13 protein-coding genes are annotated in these 15066 nt (G+C 74.3%); 5 read left to right on the top strand and 8 right to left on the bottom strand.

Going from position 1 to position 15066, the window contains the following annotated elements:
- The first annotated feature begins 5 nt into the window (after nucleotides 1-5).
- The gene (locus ACFU7Z_RS05095) at nucleotides 6-1232 is read left to right on the top strand and encodes a S8 family serine peptidase (protein WP_380776220.1); all 1227 of its coding nucleotides are present in this window, start codon (nucleotides 6-8) and stop codon (nucleotides 1230-1232) included.
- 39 nt (nucleotides 1233-1271) lie between these two features.
- Here the strand turns inward: ACFU7Z_RS05095 and ACFU7Z_RS05090 are convergent, their stop codons facing one another.
- The gene (locus ACFU7Z_RS05090; protein ID WP_380776217.1) at nucleotides 1272-2033 is read right to left on the bottom strand and encodes a sirohydrochlorin chelatase; all 762 of its coding nucleotides are present in this window, start codon (nucleotides 2031-2033) and stop codon (nucleotides 1272-1274) included.
- A gap of 256 nt (nucleotides 2034-2289) precedes the next feature.
- On the opposite strand from ACFU7Z_RS05090, the gene ACFU7Z_RS05085 reads away from it, so the two are divergent.
- Entirely contained in the window at nucleotides 2290-2694 is a 405-nt protein-coding gene (locus ACFU7Z_RS05085) for a hypothetical protein (RefSeq protein WP_074003226.1), read from the top strand.
- A 20-nt stretch (nucleotides 2695-2714) separates the two neighbouring features.
- On the opposite strand, the gene ACFU7Z_RS05080 is transcribed toward ACFU7Z_RS05085, so the two are convergent.
- From ACFU7Z_RS05080 to ACFU7Z_RS05055, 6 genes are all read right to left on the bottom strand, one after another.
- The gene (locus tag ACFU7Z_RS05080; protein ID WP_380776214.1) at nucleotides 2715-3689 is read right to left on the bottom strand and encodes a D-alanine--D-alanine ligase; all 975 of its coding nucleotides are present in this window, start codon (nucleotides 3687-3689) and stop codon (nucleotides 2715-2717) included.
- A gap of 37 nt (nucleotides 3690-3726) precedes the next feature.
- On the bottom strand, nucleotides 3727-4197 hold the full coding sequence (locus tag ACFU7Z_RS05075; protein ID WP_380776211.1) for a GNAT family N-acetyltransferase: 471 nt from the start codon (nucleotides 4195-4197) through the stop codon (nucleotides 3727-3729).
- A gap of 23 nt (nucleotides 4198-4220) precedes the next feature.
- Nucleotides 4221-5834, bottom strand: coding sequence for a M4 family metallopeptidase (locus tag ACFU7Z_RS05070; protein ID WP_380776208.1), 1614 nt, complete (start codon nucleotides 5832-5834; stop codon nucleotides 4221-4223).
- An 83-nt stretch (nucleotides 5835-5917) separates the two neighbouring features.
- Nucleotides 5918-7153 carry a phophatidylserine decarboxylase associated domain-containing protein gene (locus ACFU7Z_RS05065; protein WP_380776205.1) on the bottom strand — a complete coding sequence of 412 codons (1236 nt, stop codon included), beginning with the start codon at nucleotides 7151-7153 and terminating at the stop codon, nucleotides 5918-5920.
- Nucleotides 7154-7344: 191 nt separating this feature from the next.
- Nucleotides 7345-7500 carry a hypothetical protein gene (locus tag ACFU7Z_RS05060; RefSeq protein ID WP_380776202.1) on the bottom strand — a complete coding sequence of 52 codons (156 nt, stop codon included), beginning with the start codon at nucleotides 7498-7500 and terminating at the stop codon, nucleotides 7345-7347.
- Nucleotides 7501-7524: 24 nt separating this feature from the next.
- On the bottom strand, nucleotides 7525-9141 hold the full coding sequence (locus ACFU7Z_RS05055) for an SMI1/KNR4 family protein (protein WP_380776197.1): 1617 nt from the start codon (nucleotides 9139-9141) through the stop codon (nucleotides 7525-7527).
- A 238-nt stretch (nucleotides 9142-9379) separates the two neighbouring features.
- On the opposite strand from ACFU7Z_RS05055, the gene ACFU7Z_RS05050 reads away from it, so the two are divergent.
- Nucleotides 9380-12046, top strand: a complete 2667-nt coding sequence (locus tag ACFU7Z_RS05050) for an NACHT domain-containing protein (RefSeq protein ID WP_380776194.1) — start codon at nucleotides 9380-9382, stop codon at nucleotides 12044-12046.
- A 33-nt stretch (nucleotides 12047-12079) separates the two neighbouring features.
- On the opposite strand, the gene ACFU7Z_RS05045 is transcribed toward ACFU7Z_RS05050, so the two are convergent.
- Nucleotides 12080-12994 (bottom strand): hypothetical protein, encoded by a 915-nt coding sequence (locus ACFU7Z_RS05045; protein ID WP_380776191.1) that lies wholly within the window; start codon nucleotides 12992-12994, stop codon nucleotides 12080-12082.
- 123 nt (nucleotides 12995-13117) lie between these two features.
- On the opposite strand from ACFU7Z_RS05045, the gene ACFU7Z_RS05040 reads away from it, so the two are divergent.
- Nucleotides 13118-14341 (top strand): glycosyltransferase, encoded by a 1224-nt coding sequence (locus ACFU7Z_RS05040; RefSeq protein WP_380776188.1) that lies wholly within the window; start codon nucleotides 13118-13120, stop codon nucleotides 14339-14341.
- Nucleotides 14342-14436: 95 nt separating this feature from the next.
- Nucleotides 14437-15051: a TetR/AcrR family transcriptional regulator gene (locus ACFU7Z_RS05035; protein ID WP_380776185.1), complete on the top strand. Its 615-nt coding sequence runs from the start codon at nucleotides 14437-14439 to the stop codon at nucleotides 15049-15051.
- The last annotated feature ends 15 nt before the right edge of the window (nucleotides 15052-15066 follow it).

The raw sequence follows: 15066 nt of genomic DNA, 5'->3' as shown, positions 1-15066 counted from the left end.
CCACCATGATCCCGATCGATCGGAGCACATCCGTGTACCCGTCCCTCCGCCGGGCGTCAGCGGCCCTGCTGCTGGCCCTCGTGCCCGCCACGGTCCCCACCGCCGCGCACGGCGCCCAACCACCCACCACCGCCGTGTCCGTGGAGCACGCCGCCCGGGCCGTACCCGGGCAGTACATCGTCACCCTCAAGCACGGCCGCGACCCCGGTGAGGTCCTGCGAGCGCTGGGCATCACCCCCAGGTTCACCTACGGCGCCGCGTTGAACGGCTTCGCCGCCGCCCTCGACCCGCTCCTGCTGAACACCGTACGGACCAACCCGGCCGTCGAGGCCGTCGAGGAGAACACCACCTTCCGCCTCCCCACCCCCGTCGACGGTGCGGACCGGCCCGGCCACACCACCCGGGCTCCGGCCGCCACCTGGGGCCTGGACCGCATCGACCAGCGGTACCTGCCCCTGGACGGCCAGTTCACCACCCGCGGCCACGGCGCCGGCGCGACCGCCTACATCCTCGACAGCGGCATCGACTACACCCACCCGGAGTTCGGCGGGCGCGCCGTCCCCGGCTTCGACGCCATCAGCGACGGCCGCGACGGCCTCGACTGCCACGGCCACGGCACCCATGTCGCCGGCACCGTCGGCGGCCGCACCTACGGCGTCGCCCCGCGGGCCCGCCTCGTCTCGGTCCGCGTCGTGGACTGCACCGGCAACGGCGACAAGGCCCAGATGATCGCCGGCCTCGACTGGGTCGCGAGCAACGCCCGGTACCCCGCCGTCCTCAACGCCTCCCTCGGCGAGGAACGCTCCCGGGCCGTCAACGACGCCGCCACCGCGCTCTCCGACCTGGGTGTCCTGCCCGTCGTCGCCGCCGGCAACGACGCCGTCGACGCCTGCACCGTCTCCCCCGCCTCCGCGTACGGGGTCGTCACCGTCGCCGCCACCAACCGGCGGGACGAGGAGACCGACTTCTCCAACTGGGGCTCCTGCGTCGCCCTCCACGCCCCCGGCCAGGCGATCCTGTCCGCCAAGCTCGGCGGCGGCAGCACCACCCTCAGCGGCACCTCCATGGCCGCGCCGCACGTCACCGGCACCGCCGCCCTCTACCTCGCGGAACACCCGGACGCCGAGCCGATCGACGTCTCCGACTTCCTCCAGTACACCGCCACCCCGGACGTCCTGACCGACGTGCGCGAGGGCACCCCCAACCTCCTGCTGTTCACCGACGACCTGTAGCACCGCCAGGCCGGACCGGCGGGGTCGAGGCGCCGCCGGTCAGACCTTCGCGTCGCGGGCCTGGTGGAAGCGTTCCAGGACGAGCTCGACCAACTCCGGCGCGTCGCCCAGCGGTTGGGAGACGCCGACCACGCCGGCCGCGGTCGCCGCCTCGACGGTCACGCGGAACAGCAGGCCGGCGGCGAAGCAGTAGGAGGCGACCGCGATCCGCCGGGCCCCGGCCCGGCGCAGCTCCGCCACCGCCTCGCCGGGGGTCGGCTCAGTGGCCGAGGCGAAAGCAGCCCGGCACGGCAGGCCGAGGTCCGTGCCCAGCGCGGACGCCATCGCGGCCACCGACGAGGACGCGGCGGCGTCGACGCTGCCCGCCGCCGCCAGCACCACCGCGTCGAACTCGACGTCCAGTTCGGTGAGCCGGCGCCGCAGCGCCGCGACCAGCCGTCCGTCGGGCACGCCGGTGGGACCGCCCAGCACCGGCGCCACGATCGGTGCCTTGCCCGGCGGGTCGAGCAGCGCCTTGGGCAGGTCGACCCGGGCGTGGAAGGCGGCGGTCAGCAGCAACGGCACCACGACCACCTCCTCGTGCCCGGCTTCGGCGAGCGCGCCCAGCGCCTCACGGGCCGTGGGGCCTGCGTGCCGGAGGAAGGCCACCTCGACCCGGCTCCCGTGGGAGGCCTCGACCGCGCGGGCGAGCGCCCGGGTGGACTCCTGCGCCTCGGGAGCGAGGCTGCCGTGCGCCAGCAGGAGCAGTGCGCTCGGGGCCTGCTCGGCGAGCGGCTTGGGCGTCTTGAAAACGTCGGTCACTGTCGTACCACTCTCGTCATGCGGTGCGAGTACTGCGAATGCAAGCAAGTGACCGTCAGATTACCGTCCGTGACCAGCCTTGCCGGTGGCGCCGCGCAGGCGGCCACGAGCAGGTCCTACCGGCCCTCGGCCTCTCCCCGCGCCCCGCATCCGGGTGGACCCGCGCCGGGCCCCGCCCGCGACCGGCGGGAGCCCGGCGGATGCCCCCGTAGCCTGCGACCACTTGCCCGGCCCGACACCTCGAAGGCGGCCCACCATGGAAGCGTCCACACTCCTGCCGGCTGTCGCCGTCTTCTCGCTGGTGACCGTGGAGTTCGGCGGACACGCGCTGCTGCAGCTGACCACCGTCCAGAACGGCACGCTCACCCCGCTGCGCGAACGGTCCTTCCGCGCCGGCCACGCCCACGCCGGCGTACTGCTGATCCTGTCGCTCGTCTACTTCCTCTACCTGCCCCGCGCGGGGTTCTCCTCCGGAACGGAGTGGCTCTTCGGCATCCTCCTGCTGGCCGGAGTGCTCGCCCAGTCCGGCGGCTTCTTCCTGCACCTCGCCCTCGGCACCGAAGGCCACTCCTCCCCCGGCACCCACCTCACCCGGGGCGGGGCCCTCCTCCTCGCCGCGGCACTCATCGCCCTGGGCGTCGGCCTCGTCCAGCACCTCTGACAGGTGATCGTTTTCCCTCCTCAGTCGCGCGGTGCGAAGGCACCGCGCAGGACCCGCTCGACCAACTCTTCGTAGCCGATGCCCACAGCGGCGGCCGTCAGCGGGAGGGTGGCGGTACGGCGCAGCGCCGGCAGGGTGTTGAGTTCGAGCCAGTGGAAGCCCCCGTCCGGGGCGATGACGAAGTCGCTTCGCGAGTGGCTCGAGCAGCCGAGTGCGGTGTGTGCTCGCCGGGCGGCCTCCCTGATCCCCCGTGCCGTCCCGTCGGGCAGGTCGGCCGGACACCTGAAGGAGTGCAGGTCCGGGCTGTTCTTCGCCGCGTGGTCGTAGAACTCTCCGGCGGTGAGGACCTCCGCGGCAGGGAGGGGCACCGGGTCGCCGTCCGACTCCAGGACACCGACCGTCACGGTCCTACCCTCGACGAACGGTTCGACGAACAGGCGGTGGCCGGCGGCGCGAAGGTCCTCGAGCACCTGCGTCAGCCCGCTCCGGTCGCGGGCCACGGCGATGCCGATCGAGCTGCCCTCGGCGCGCGCCTTGACGATGACCGGGGCGGCCAGCCGGGCGAGGACGTCTTCGGCGGCCGCGGCGGCGGCCTGGGTGTCCGGCACGAGGACTCCGGCCAGCACAGGCACGCCCGCCGCGCCGGCCACGATCTTGGCGGTGGGCTTGTGCATGGCGAGGGCGCTGGCCCGGACTCCCGAGCCCGTGTAGGGGATGCCGCTCGTCTCCAGGAAGCCCTGCAGCCTGCCGTCCTCCGTGTGCCGGCCCGCCAGCGCCAGGAAGGCCACGTCCACCGCGCGCACCTGGTCCGCGAACGCGGGATCAATGGTGTCGAGCACCCGGATCCGGTATCCGAGGGTGGTCAGTGCCTGCGCGACGTCGGCGCCCGTCGCGAGGGAGCGGTCGCGTTCGCGGCTCGGTCCTCCCGTGAGGACGCCGACGACGGTGTCGGCGGGCCGACGGTCATGCGTCTCGGGCTTCGTGGGCTGGGGCACCTTTCTCCTTCGGGCCTCCTTCGCGCAGCCGGCGGGGTCAGAGCTCGGCCGGGCCGGGCCGCAGCGTCATGTAGCCGTCCACGGGGTGGAACCCGAGGGCGCGGTAGAGCGGGGCGCCGGCTTCGGTGGCGCGCAGTTCGATCGAGCCGCAGCCGCGGAGCCGGAGTGCCCGGACCAGGGCGGTGGTGACGGCGCGGGCGTGGCCCCGGCGCCGGTGGGCCGGGTCGGTGACCACGGTGTGGATCCGGGCCCACCGGCCGGTGGGGTGGCTGGGGCCCCGGTAGCAGCGGTGGACGACGCCGATGGCGCAGGCCGCCAGCGTGCCGCCGTCGGCGGGGGCGACGAAGGCGAGCAGGTCCGGGTCGGTGCCGAGCCGCGCGCGCATCTCGTCGCGGAAGGCGGCCCGCCAGTCGTCGGCGGGCCGGGCGCCGTCGAGCACCGCGACGCGCAGGCGCAGCAGCTCGTCGGCGTCCTCGGGAACGGCGGGCCGTACGGGGGGAGCGGTCATCCGGGGCCGCCTCTCGGATGGTGTCAGCCGTTCACGTTGACCGCGGACCAGGTGTCGGCGACGGCGGTGACGGCGGCGCTGTCGGGGCCGAAGAGGTCGGCGGCGGCCTGGAGGGTGGCGGCGCGGGCGCCGGAGTAGTCGGTGGTGGAGGTCATGTAGGTGGTCAGCGCGCGGTACCAGATCCGTTCGGCGTCCGCCCGGCCGATGCCGGTGACGACCCGGCCGTCGACGGTGGGGCTGTCGTAGTCGTAGCCGTTGACGGTCTTGGGGCCGCTGCCCTCGGCCAGCAGGTAGAAGAAGTGGTTGGCGGGGCCCGAGGAGTAGTGGACGTCGAGGCCGGCGATGCCGTCGTACCAGTAGTCCGGGGAGTGGCCGTCCTTGGAGGGCTGGTCCAGGTAGCGCAGCGGGGTGCCCTTGCCGTCGAGGTCGAGGTGCTTGCCCATGAGGTAGGCGGGGACGTCGGTGGGGTTGTCGGCGTGGAAGGAGACCGCGGTGCCGAAGATGTCGCTGGTGGATTCGTTGAGGCCGCCGGACTCCCCGGTGTACTCCAGGCCGGCGGTGGCGGACGTGAGTCCGTGGATCATCTCGTGGGCGGCCACGTCCAGTTCGGTCAGGGGTTTGGCGTTGCCGGGCCCGTCACCGTAGGTCATGCAGAAGCACTTGTCGCTCCAGAACGCGTTCGTGTAGTTGGAGCCGGCGTGGACCCGGCTGTAGGCGCCGACGCCGTCGCCGCGGATGCCGGAGCGGCCGTGGACGTCCTGGAGGTAGTCCCAGGTCTGGGCGGCGCCGTAGTGGGCGTCGACGCCCGCGGTCTCGTCGTTGCTCTGGTCGCCGCTGCCCCACCGGTCGGTCTGGTTGGTGAACAGGTCTCCTCGGCCCTTGGCCTCGTGGTGCATGTCGTAGGTGCGGTGGCCGCCGCGCGCGGTGTCGTTCATCTCGTAGCCGAGCAGGGTGTGGGTGGTGCCCAGGGGCACCGTGCCGTTGTACTGGCCCTGGCCGATGCCGGTGTGCACGGCCTCGTAGGCGTACAGCTGCCCGCCCGTGGTCGCATCGGTCACGACGTGCCGTTCGCTCGGAGTGCCGTCCTCCTGCGTCGCCTCCAGCACCGACTCCCAGGCCAGTGCCGGGGTTCCGGCGGCGGACCAGACGACCAGGCGTGGGGGCAGCGTGGTGTGGAGCGACTGCGCCACCTGGGTAGCCGGGACCACCGGCGTGGTGCTCGGCACGCCGATCGACGCCCGGTGGGCGCGGGTGTCCGACAGGGCGCCCTGCGCGGTGCGGTGGACGACCAGGTCGCCGCCGAGGACCGGCAGCGCGGCGAAGGTGCGGTTGTAGCGGAAGTGGACGGTGCCGTCCGCGTCCTGGGCGGCGTCGACGGGCTGCAGGACCTCGCGCGGGTCCAGGTGCAGCGCCTTCGCCAGCTCGACGGCGATCCGGGCGGCCTCCTTCAGCAGTTCGGCGTGCTCCTGCGGGGACAGCAGCGCTCCGGCGCCCGCGGCCCGTACGGCGCCGGGGGGCGTGTGGGCGGACGCGTCCGCAGGCTGTGCGCCCGTCAGGGCCACGGCGGCCAGGACCGCGAAGGCGGCGGCCGACCGGGTGGACCGGCGGCGTGCGCGGTGGGGGTTCGTCGACCGCAACGGGGGCTCCTCGGTGGTGTTCTCGGTCTTGGCGGGCGGGCGGTGCCGACCGGGCACGAACGACCGGTCGGCACCCGAGGGGGTCAACCAGCGTTGGCGAGGGGGGCGTTGGTGGCGACCTGGGGGTCGTCCTCGGGGTCGACGTCCTCGCTCGGCTCGACCGTGGGCTCCACGTCGCTGCCCGGCTCGAAGGCCATGAAGTGGGTGGATCCGCCGTAGCTGAAGTAGCCGAGCTCGTCGCCCTTCCGCACCTCCTGGTCCTCGCGGACCACGGGCGTGACCGAGGAGATCTCGCCGATGCCGACGGCGGCCAGACAGATCATGCCGATGCGGGGAGCGGTGCTCTCGATGAACACCAGGGCACGCGTACTGGACGCGGCCGCGCCGCCGAACGACACCCCCTGAGGCGCGGGGCCCGACCCGTCCAGCTCGGCCGTGCCGAACACCAGGCCGGGGACGACCTCCACGTGCCGGACCACGCCGTCGACCGGCGCGTGCCAGCGGTGGTAGCCGGTGGCGGGGAGCACCATCTGCAGGACGTCGCCGCCGACGAAGCGGTCCGTGTAGCTGCTGTTGTTGAGCGTCTCCGCCAGGGAGAAGGTCTGGCCCTTGAGGGTGAACCCGGCGTTCTTCCCCACCTTTCGCTCATGGCGCACCAGGGTGCCGTCGCTCGGCGCGAGGACCGCCGTCGGGTCGGTGGAGACCGGCCGGGCCCCGGGCTTGAGCTTGCGGTGGAAGAAGTCGTTGAACGACGCGAAGCCCCAGTGCTCGGCGCCGCGGTCGGGGATCTCGTAGTCGTCGAGCCGGTGGCGTTCGACGGAGTGCGGGGACAGCCAGCTGTTGTCCGCCTCGGTCAGCACGGAGCGGCTCGCGGGGCTGTCCAGGAACACGCACCACTCGCGGAGGACCTGCTGGAGCGCGGAGTTGAACGCCGGGGTGCGCAGGAGGCTCTCGCCCGCCTTCGTCAGCGCCAGGTTCGCGAACAGCGCGGACAGCGGGAAGAGGATCCGCTCCTCGGACTTGGCGCGGTACTCGGGCGCGGTCGTGATGATCTGGTCCACGCACTGGAGCAGGTGGCCGACGCCCTGGATCGGCTGGAGCGCGCGCGGGAGCTGCTCCAGCGTGCCGGCCACCAGCGACCGGGTGTTCCTGTCGGTCTCGATCAGCTTCTCCATGGCCGCAACGGCGGGGCTGTGCGGCCCCGTTCGCACCTGGGCGCGGTCCGCGAGGTCCGCCAGCCAGGCGTCGACGGCCCGGCGGTCCTTCGGCAGGTAACCGGCGACCCGCCCGAACGAGGCACGGTAGCGGGCGTCGGTCACTGCGCCAGTGAGATCTCCGAGCATGCTTTCCTCCGTCATGGCATTCGATCGATGACGATCCGGCAGGATTCCTGGCCAGTTTCGGCTGGGCCCACCGGGGCGGGGCCAGGAATCACGGCCCGACCGGAAAGAGAACCCGAAAGGACGAAGAAGATCGGTAATCTGCTCAGCTGATATGCGAGTTGAGCCGTTCAAGGATGTCGCGGCGCGGGCCACGGCCCGGCGGTGACCAGGTCCTCCATCCGCGCCAGGTCCACCTCGGCGGCGCCGGAGACCAGCCGGTAGCCGCCCCGGTCATGCCCGATCACCGATTCCGGGTTGTCCCCGATGCGCAGGATCTTGCGCATCCGGAGATGTGCACGCGGCCGTTCTCACCCGCCGTCAGGAGCGAGGGTCCCGGTGACGGTGAACGGCTCCCCCACGAACCGGCCGAGTCGTTCGGCCCAGGCCAGCGCCACGTCATCGGGCACCTCCGCTCCGGCCAGGCGGGCGGCGGCCAGGGTGGCCGGGAGTGCGCCCTGGTCCAGCAGGACGGCCCACTGGCCGGCGGTGAGGGCCAGGTAGCGCAGGCCGGGGCACTCGGCGAGCGCGGTGAGGTTCCGGACCTCCGCCCGGGAGAGGTCCAGGCCGCGGAGGTTCGGGACGGTGCGCAGTGGGGAGATGTCGACGGGCCCGGATGTGGCGAGGTCGAGGGCGGTCAGGTACCGGTGGCCCGCGAGCGGCGCGAGGTCGCCGCCGTGCAGGGTGACGCCCAGGAACTCGACGGGCAGCTCCCGAAGCGGGGACAGGTCCTCGACAGGGCGGCGGTGGAGTTCGAGGCGCCGCAGGTGGGGAGCGGCGGTGAGCGGGGTGAGGTCCATGAGCCCACTGGGGGCGTTGCAGTGGATCAGGACGGTCTGAACGCCGGGCGGGACGTCCTGAGGAATTCCGTCCGCCACCAGCTCGGGGCTGGAGCCGAATTCACGTGGGCCTTCCACGAACTCGATGTAGTCGACCTCGTCCTCCTCCACTTCGTAGGCGTCCCGCTCCAGCAGGTCCAGGTAGCGGGCGAGGAGTGAGGTGACGGAGTCGCAGACGTAGAGCGGCCCGTCGTAGTAGTCGCGGCCGATCTGGATCACCTGGCCGGGACGTCCGGCCCGGGCCGGGGACATGTCGACCGCCAGGTAGTTGCCGTCGTCGGCGGTCGCGAACGGCAGCCAGCCCGGGTGCTCGTGGCAGCGCCGGACGGTGTCGAGCGGCTCGGCGTCGAGGACGACCGAGTCCCAGGAGGTCTCCCAGCCGGACCACACCGGCTCCCACAGGTTCGCGTTGACGGCGACCAGGCGTGCCAGGGGCATCCAGGCGAGGCTGCCGAAGAGGCCGAGCGCCTCGTCCCCACTGCCGTCGGCGATCAGGTAGAGCGCTCGCAGGTCGGCGGGCAGCGGCCGGCCGAGCCGGCGCTCGGCGTCGTCGAGTGCCGTGGTGGTCACCGGCGGTGGCAGCCTCTCGGCGTGTCCCAGGATGTCGGCACGCCGCTCCAGGTAGGCCCGCAGCCGGGTGACCGCGAGATCCGGATCGCCCGCCGGGGCAGCGCCGCCCTCCTCCTGGGCGAAACCCGGCTGGGACAGCCGACAGTCGTGGTCCAGGACGGCCAGGAACCCGGGACGGGCATCGTGCAGGCGGGAGACGACCTGCCGGGACGCCGTCAGGGCGAACTCGCCGGACGGCCGGCACCGCATCTCCAGATTCGTGCGCTCCCAACCGCGGGCCGCTCCCACCGCCGCCGTCACGTCGCCCAGGCCCTGGAAGATCGCGGCCCCGTGGACCGGCCGCGGCTTCTCACCGGCGATCGTGTACCGACCGGAGACGCCCAGGCCGAACAGGCCTTGGCGGCTGGCCAGCACCGCCTCCGTCCATCCCTCGGGCGCGTTCGCCGCGATGCTCTCGGCCACCCGCGCGACGCCCTGCTCCACCTGCTCGGCCATGCTCTGCTCCGGTTCTGTCGACACTGCCGGCGATCATCGCAGGGGGCTGTGACAGCCCCGTGGGCCGAGGTGCCGGGCGCACGGGCTGGGTGAGACCAGTCGGCCTGGTGCTCTTCCGGCCGAGTACCGGTTCGGGCCGGGCCCGTCCGCCCGGCCCGGACCGGAACCGCGGGAGAACCGACGGTCCGTCGAACAGGGTGGACGGGCGCTGGTAGAAAGGAAGTTCGCGCGGCAGCGGTCGACACAGGGGCGGAGCCGGGGAGTGGTGGAATTCGAAGACGGCCACGGGCCCACGAACATCCGGAACGTCGTCACCGACAGTACGGTCCACTACCTGGTGCAGATCGGTGTGCTCAACGGGGAGCTGCACCTCACCGTGCCGCCCCGGGCCGTGGCGGCGGAGACACCGCTCGGCCTCGCCGAGGAGCGGCTCGCCCGCAGCCTGCTGTACCAGTGGCGGGCCGAGGCCGACGCCTGGGACATGGCCGACCCCGAACCGTTGGCCGTCCGCTGGGTGCACAGCCGCACCGCGCTCGCGCCGGGGGCCGAACTCGGCGGGCGCGGCGACCGGGTCGGCACGATGGCGGAGGCTCTGCTGGGACTCGACCACCGCCGCCTGCTGATCCTCGGCGGGGCCGGCGCGGGCAAGACGACCCTCGCCGTGCTGCTCACCCTGGAGCTGCTCGCCCGCCGGCTCACCCGCGGCGAGGACGTCCCGGTGCCCGTCATGCTCTCGCTGGAGTCCTGGGACGCCGAGCGGGTCAACTTCCACGACTGGCTGGCCGGCCGGATCACGGAGGAGCACCCCGGTCTGCCCCGGGTGGACGGGCTCCACCCCGCCCGCAGACTGGTGAGCGAGCGCCGCCTGCTGCCCGTCCTGGACAGCCTCGACGAACTGCCCGAACACCGGCGGACCGCCGTGCTCGGCGCCCTCGGGCGCCAACTGGGCCAGGAGGGCGGGGTGGTGCTGATCTGCCGGACCGAGCCCTACCGCGAACTGGTGGCCACCCAGCGGGACGTGCTCCGGGTGGACTCGGCGATCGAGGCACTGCCGCTGGCCCCCGGCGACGTCGCCTCCTACCTGCACCGGGCCCGGCAGCCCTCGCGCGCCGCGCAGTGGGCGCCGCTGCTCGCCGAGCTCCGCGCGGCGCCCGACAGCCCGGTGAGCCGGGCACTGTCGACGCCGCTGATGGTCTGGCTGCTGCGGCGCGGGTACGAGCGGGCCCCGGCGGACCCGGGCGAGCTGCTGGACCGCGGGCGCTTCGCGACCGCCTGGCAGGTGGAGCAGCACCTGCTCGACCGGATCGTGCCCGCCTCGTTCCCGCCGCTGCCGCCGGCGCCCGACCGCCTGCACCCGCCCCGGCGGTGGGAACCGGACCGGGCCCGGGCCTGGCTGTCCTTCCTGGCCCGGCTGATGAACCGCCAGGAGACCGCCGAGCTGGCCTGGTGGCGGCTGTTCGGCGCGCCACTGCCGCGGGCGCTGGCGGCGCCCGCGCTGATCGTGGTGGGGATCGCCCTGTCGGTGCTGATCGACCTGGGGCTCGGGGCCGTCGGGGGCTCCGGCCACCCGTTCGGCTTCGGGACCGCCGTGGGCCTCGGCGTCGCCCTCGCGGGCTTGGTCCGCACGGCCGGGCAGGGCTGGTTCGGGGACGAGACCTCGACGCCCCGACGGCGGGTCAACCCGCTGCGCTTCGCCGGGGCCCTGCGCTCGGCCGGCCGCAACGGGAGGCTGGGCCGGGCCTGGCGGCTCACGGTGGTGATCGGCGGGCCGCCGGTGATCCTCGCCCTGGTCGTGCTCCAGCTCCTGGCACCGTCGGAAGAGGGTCTCGCACTGGTGGCGGCGGTGCTGTTGTCCGCCTATCTGATGGTCGCGTTGGCGGCCCCCTCGGACACCGTGGACGCCGCGACCCCCGACGCGCTGCTGCGCTCGGAGCGGACCTCGGTCCTGGTGACGCTGCTCGTCCTCGCACCGCTGCTCGCCGCCGGGATCGGGCTGATGGACTGGTCGCGGACCCACCTCTACCGGTACAGCCAGGTGGACTGGTCCTACCCGCTGGCGACCTGGTGCGGGGCGGGCGCGACGTTCCTGCTGCTCAGCCCGTGGAGCCGGTGGCTGCTGGCCCGGTGCTCGCTGGCCCTCGTCGGCCGGCTGCCCTGGCCGCTGATGACCTTCCTGCGGGACGCCCACCGGGCCGGCCTGCTCCAGCGCACCGCCGGGACGTACCGCTTCCGCAACCTGCGGCTCCAGCAGCACCTGGCCGCCAAGGCCGGGCCCCGCTCGGGAGGCCAGGAAGGCCAGGGAGGTTCGGGGGCTGCGGAGGTCCCCGCGCCCCGGGCGACGCCGGACGGAGCGACGACGGTCGCGACCGGTCCCCTCGCCGACCTGACCCTGCCCCCTGCCTCGACCTGGCGCGGCCTCACCGTACGGCGCGACCCGGACTCGTACCTGCTCACCGGCCGCGTCCGCGCCGTCATGCTCGCGCACTGGGGCCCGCTCGGCGCCCTGCTGGGCCTGCACCTGGTCCGGATCACGGTGAGCGGCACCTGGGACCGACTCGACTCCTGGAAGCCGATCGTCGGCGTGCCCGCCCTCGGCCTGCTGGTGATGCTGATCAGCCTCCTGCGCCGGCGGCACATCGAACTGCACATCACCGACACCTTCATCGCCGCCCGGACCGGCCGGCACCGCTGCCGCTACGAGTGGCGCGACGTGGACGAGGTCGCCGTCCGCCGGGTGCACCTCCGCGGCCGTGACACCCCCGTCCACGGCATCCACGTCCGGCCGCGGACGGGAGCGCCCCTGCCCCCGGCCCGCTGGCGGGGGCGGGACGGGTGGTACCTGGTGCAGCCGATGAACGTCGTCCGGACCCTGCCTCCCGACCTCACCGAGGCCCTCGCCGAGCTCTCCGGCGGGCGCTGGCGGCCGTGACGCGGGCCAAGGGCCGGAGAGGGCTCTGCCCGGCTACGGATGGCAGGGGCTCTGGCCGAGCACGTAGCAGCGCAGGTCGACGTCCTCGGGCAGGACGGGCGCGGCACCGGGAAGGGCGACGGCGCCGACCGTGACGATGAACGTCCTGGTCACGGCGTCGCTCCCCTTCTTGTTCTGTGGGGCCTGGAAGAGCAGGTAGCGGGCCGCCAGGTAGTCAGCGACGGTGAGGTGGGGGCGGGCGAGGAGGTCGAGGGCGGCGGAGTGCAGGACGGCGCTGTCCCGCGGTGTGGGAGTGGCCGAGTAGACCGGCCTGCCGCCGGTCTCGATCCGGGAGGCGTCCAGGCCCCGGGCCGCGTAGCGGGCGACGAGTTCGGCGTCGGCGCGGTACGCGGCCTCGCCCCGCAGGAGGCGGTTGCCGGCGACCCTCCGCCCGTCCGGCAGGAGCACCCAGTTCTGGAGGGTGTCGCCCTCGACGCCCTCGGCGGCGAAGCGCCGCTCGGCGAGACGGCCGTAGCGAAGCATCGCTTCCGAGGCCGGGGTCGCCAGGCCCCCGGTGTAGGCGCGCGTGGCCTGGTCCCACTCCGCGCCCTCGCGCAGACGGCCGACCTCCCCGAGCCGGTCGAAGTTGGTGTCGCCCTCCCGGATCGGGGTACGGAAGCGCTCCGGGTTGAAGAAGGCACCGGCAGGACCGGGAGGCGGGCCCATCGCGACGGCGAGACGGTAGCGCCAGTCGACCAGCCGCTCGTGGACGGCGGCCAGCGCGGCCGCCCGGGCCGGCAGACCCGGGGCGGTGTCCCACAACTGGGCCAGCAGGTCCGCCGCTTCGGTGGCGGCGGCCGCCTGCTCGGAGGCGAAGGCGCGGGCCTTGGCCTGCCGGGCCGGGTCGGCGAAGCGCAGCGCGAGCGGGCTGGTGGGGAAGTCGCCGGGGGCGATCGGTGCGGTGGGCATGGCTCTTCTCTCCTGATACGCCCTCTTGGGCCGGGCTCGGACGAACCGGCCCCACGTGGACGGAGGCTCCCCCTCCGGGGCCAAGCCTGGATCAACACCGGCCCCGGCGTGGAGAATTGCCCCATGCGTATTCTGATCGTCACCACCGGCTCCCGCGGGGACGTCGCGCCGTTCACGGGCCTGGGCCGGCGTCTGGTGGACGCCGGGCACCGGGTGGCCGTGGTCGCCCATCCGACCTTCGCGGCGCTGCTCGAGTCCTGTGGCCTGGAGCACCGGCCGCTGCCGGGGGATCCGGAGGAGCTCATCCGGGCCAGGGCCCGCGCGACCTCCCCGGAGGAGACCCGCGCGCTGATGACCGCGTTCGTGGACGGGCTCGCCGACGGCGTGGCGGACGCCGTCGCGGGCGGGGCCGACCTGCTGCTCACCGCCTTCGCCCCGTCGCCGCTCAGCCTGACGGCGGGGGACGCGTACGGTGTGCCCGTCCTCGGCACGTACCTCACGCCCGCCTTCGCCACCACGGAGTTCCCGCTACCCGGCCCCGCCGGCGGCGCGGACCTGGGACCGGAGGGCAACCTCGCCGCCGGCCAGGAGCGGCTCCGGGGCGCGGACCGAATGTTCTCGAGCGCCGTGGCCCGGATGCGCGAGCGCCTCGGCCTTCCCGGCACGACGTCGCCGGAACCGCTCGGGCACACCCGTCCGGTCGTCCACGGTTACAGCCCCGTGCTGCTGCCGCGCCCGGCGGACTGGCCGGCCCCGGTCGACGTGGCGGGCTTCTGGTGGCCCGCCCGGCCGCTGGGCTGGCAGCCTCCGGGCGACCTGGTCGACTTCCTCCAGGCCGGTCCGGCCCCGGTGTTCATCGGCTTCGGCAGCATGGCCCCCGGGGAGGGCGAGCGGCTCGGCGAGCTGGTGACGGCCGCGGTACGGCGGGCGGGGGTGCGCGCGGTGATCCAGGCGGGCTGGGCCGGGCTGGAGGCGGCGGGTGACGGCGTGTTCTGCGTCGGCGACGTGCCCCACGACTGGCTGTTCCCCCGCACGGCCGCCGTCGTCCACCACGCCGGGGCGGGCACCACGGGCGCCGCGCTGCGCGCCGGGGTCCCCGCCGTACCGGTGCCCGTGATGGCCGACCAGCCGTTCTGGGCGGCCCGGCTGCACCGGCTGGGAGTGGCCCCGCAGCCCGTGCCGTTCGCCGACCTCACCGCCGAGCGCCTCGCCGCCGCGATCACGGCCGCTCTGGCCGAGCCGGTCCGCCGCCGTGCGGCCGCCGTCGCGGGGCTCATGGCGGGCGAGGACGGCGCCGGTGCCGTCCTGGCCCACGTCGCCCGGATCGCCGAGGCTCCCGGACGCTGACCCCGGCCGCTGACCCTGGACGGTCTGACACCCGGCCAGGGCACGCGTCCCGGACGGCCGGCGGCGGTCCACCCACTCTTGGATAGGCTGCCGGGATGATCCCCGACGCCCCCCGGCTGCTGCGCGCCGACGCCGCCCGCAACGCGGAAAAGATCATCCGGGCCGCCCGGGAGGTCTTCACCGAACAGGGCCCCGACGCCCACCTCGACGACGTGGCGCGCCGGGCCGGTGTCGGGGCCGCCACGCTGTTCCGCCGCTTCCCCGACAAGGCCGCGCTCCTGCGGGCCGTACTGGACCAGGGCTTCGGCGAGCGCGTCCGGCCCGTCATCCAGGCCGCCGCCGACGACCCCGACCCCGCGTCCGGGCTGGCCCGCGTACTGGCGGCGGCCCTGGAGTCGGTGGCCGGCGACTACAACGTCCTGGCCGCCGCCCGCGCCGCCGGCGTCCTGACCCCGGCGACCGGCGAGGAGTTCTTCGCCGCCCTGGACGCCCTCCTGGCGCGCGGTCAGAGCGCGGGCGTGATCCGCGCCGACCTCGTGCCCGACGACCTGCACCGCATCGTCGTCATGCTGGTCTCGGTGCTGTGGACGATGGACCCCCGCGAGGAAGGCTGGCGCCGGTACCTGGCCCTGGTCCTCGACGGCCTCTCCCCCGCCGGGGCCCGCCCACTGCCGTGCCCCGCTCCCGCACTGCACTCCCGCACGCCCTGACGCCCTGCCTGGTGT

Source organism: Kitasatospora sp. NPDC057518, from assembly GCF_042802075.1.
Classification (GTDB): domain Bacteria; phylum Actinomycetota; class Actinomycetes; order Streptomycetales; family Streptomycetaceae; genus Kitasatospora.
Note: the sequence above shows the minus strand (reverse complement) of the source record. Positions and strands in the feature narration are given on the sequence as shown.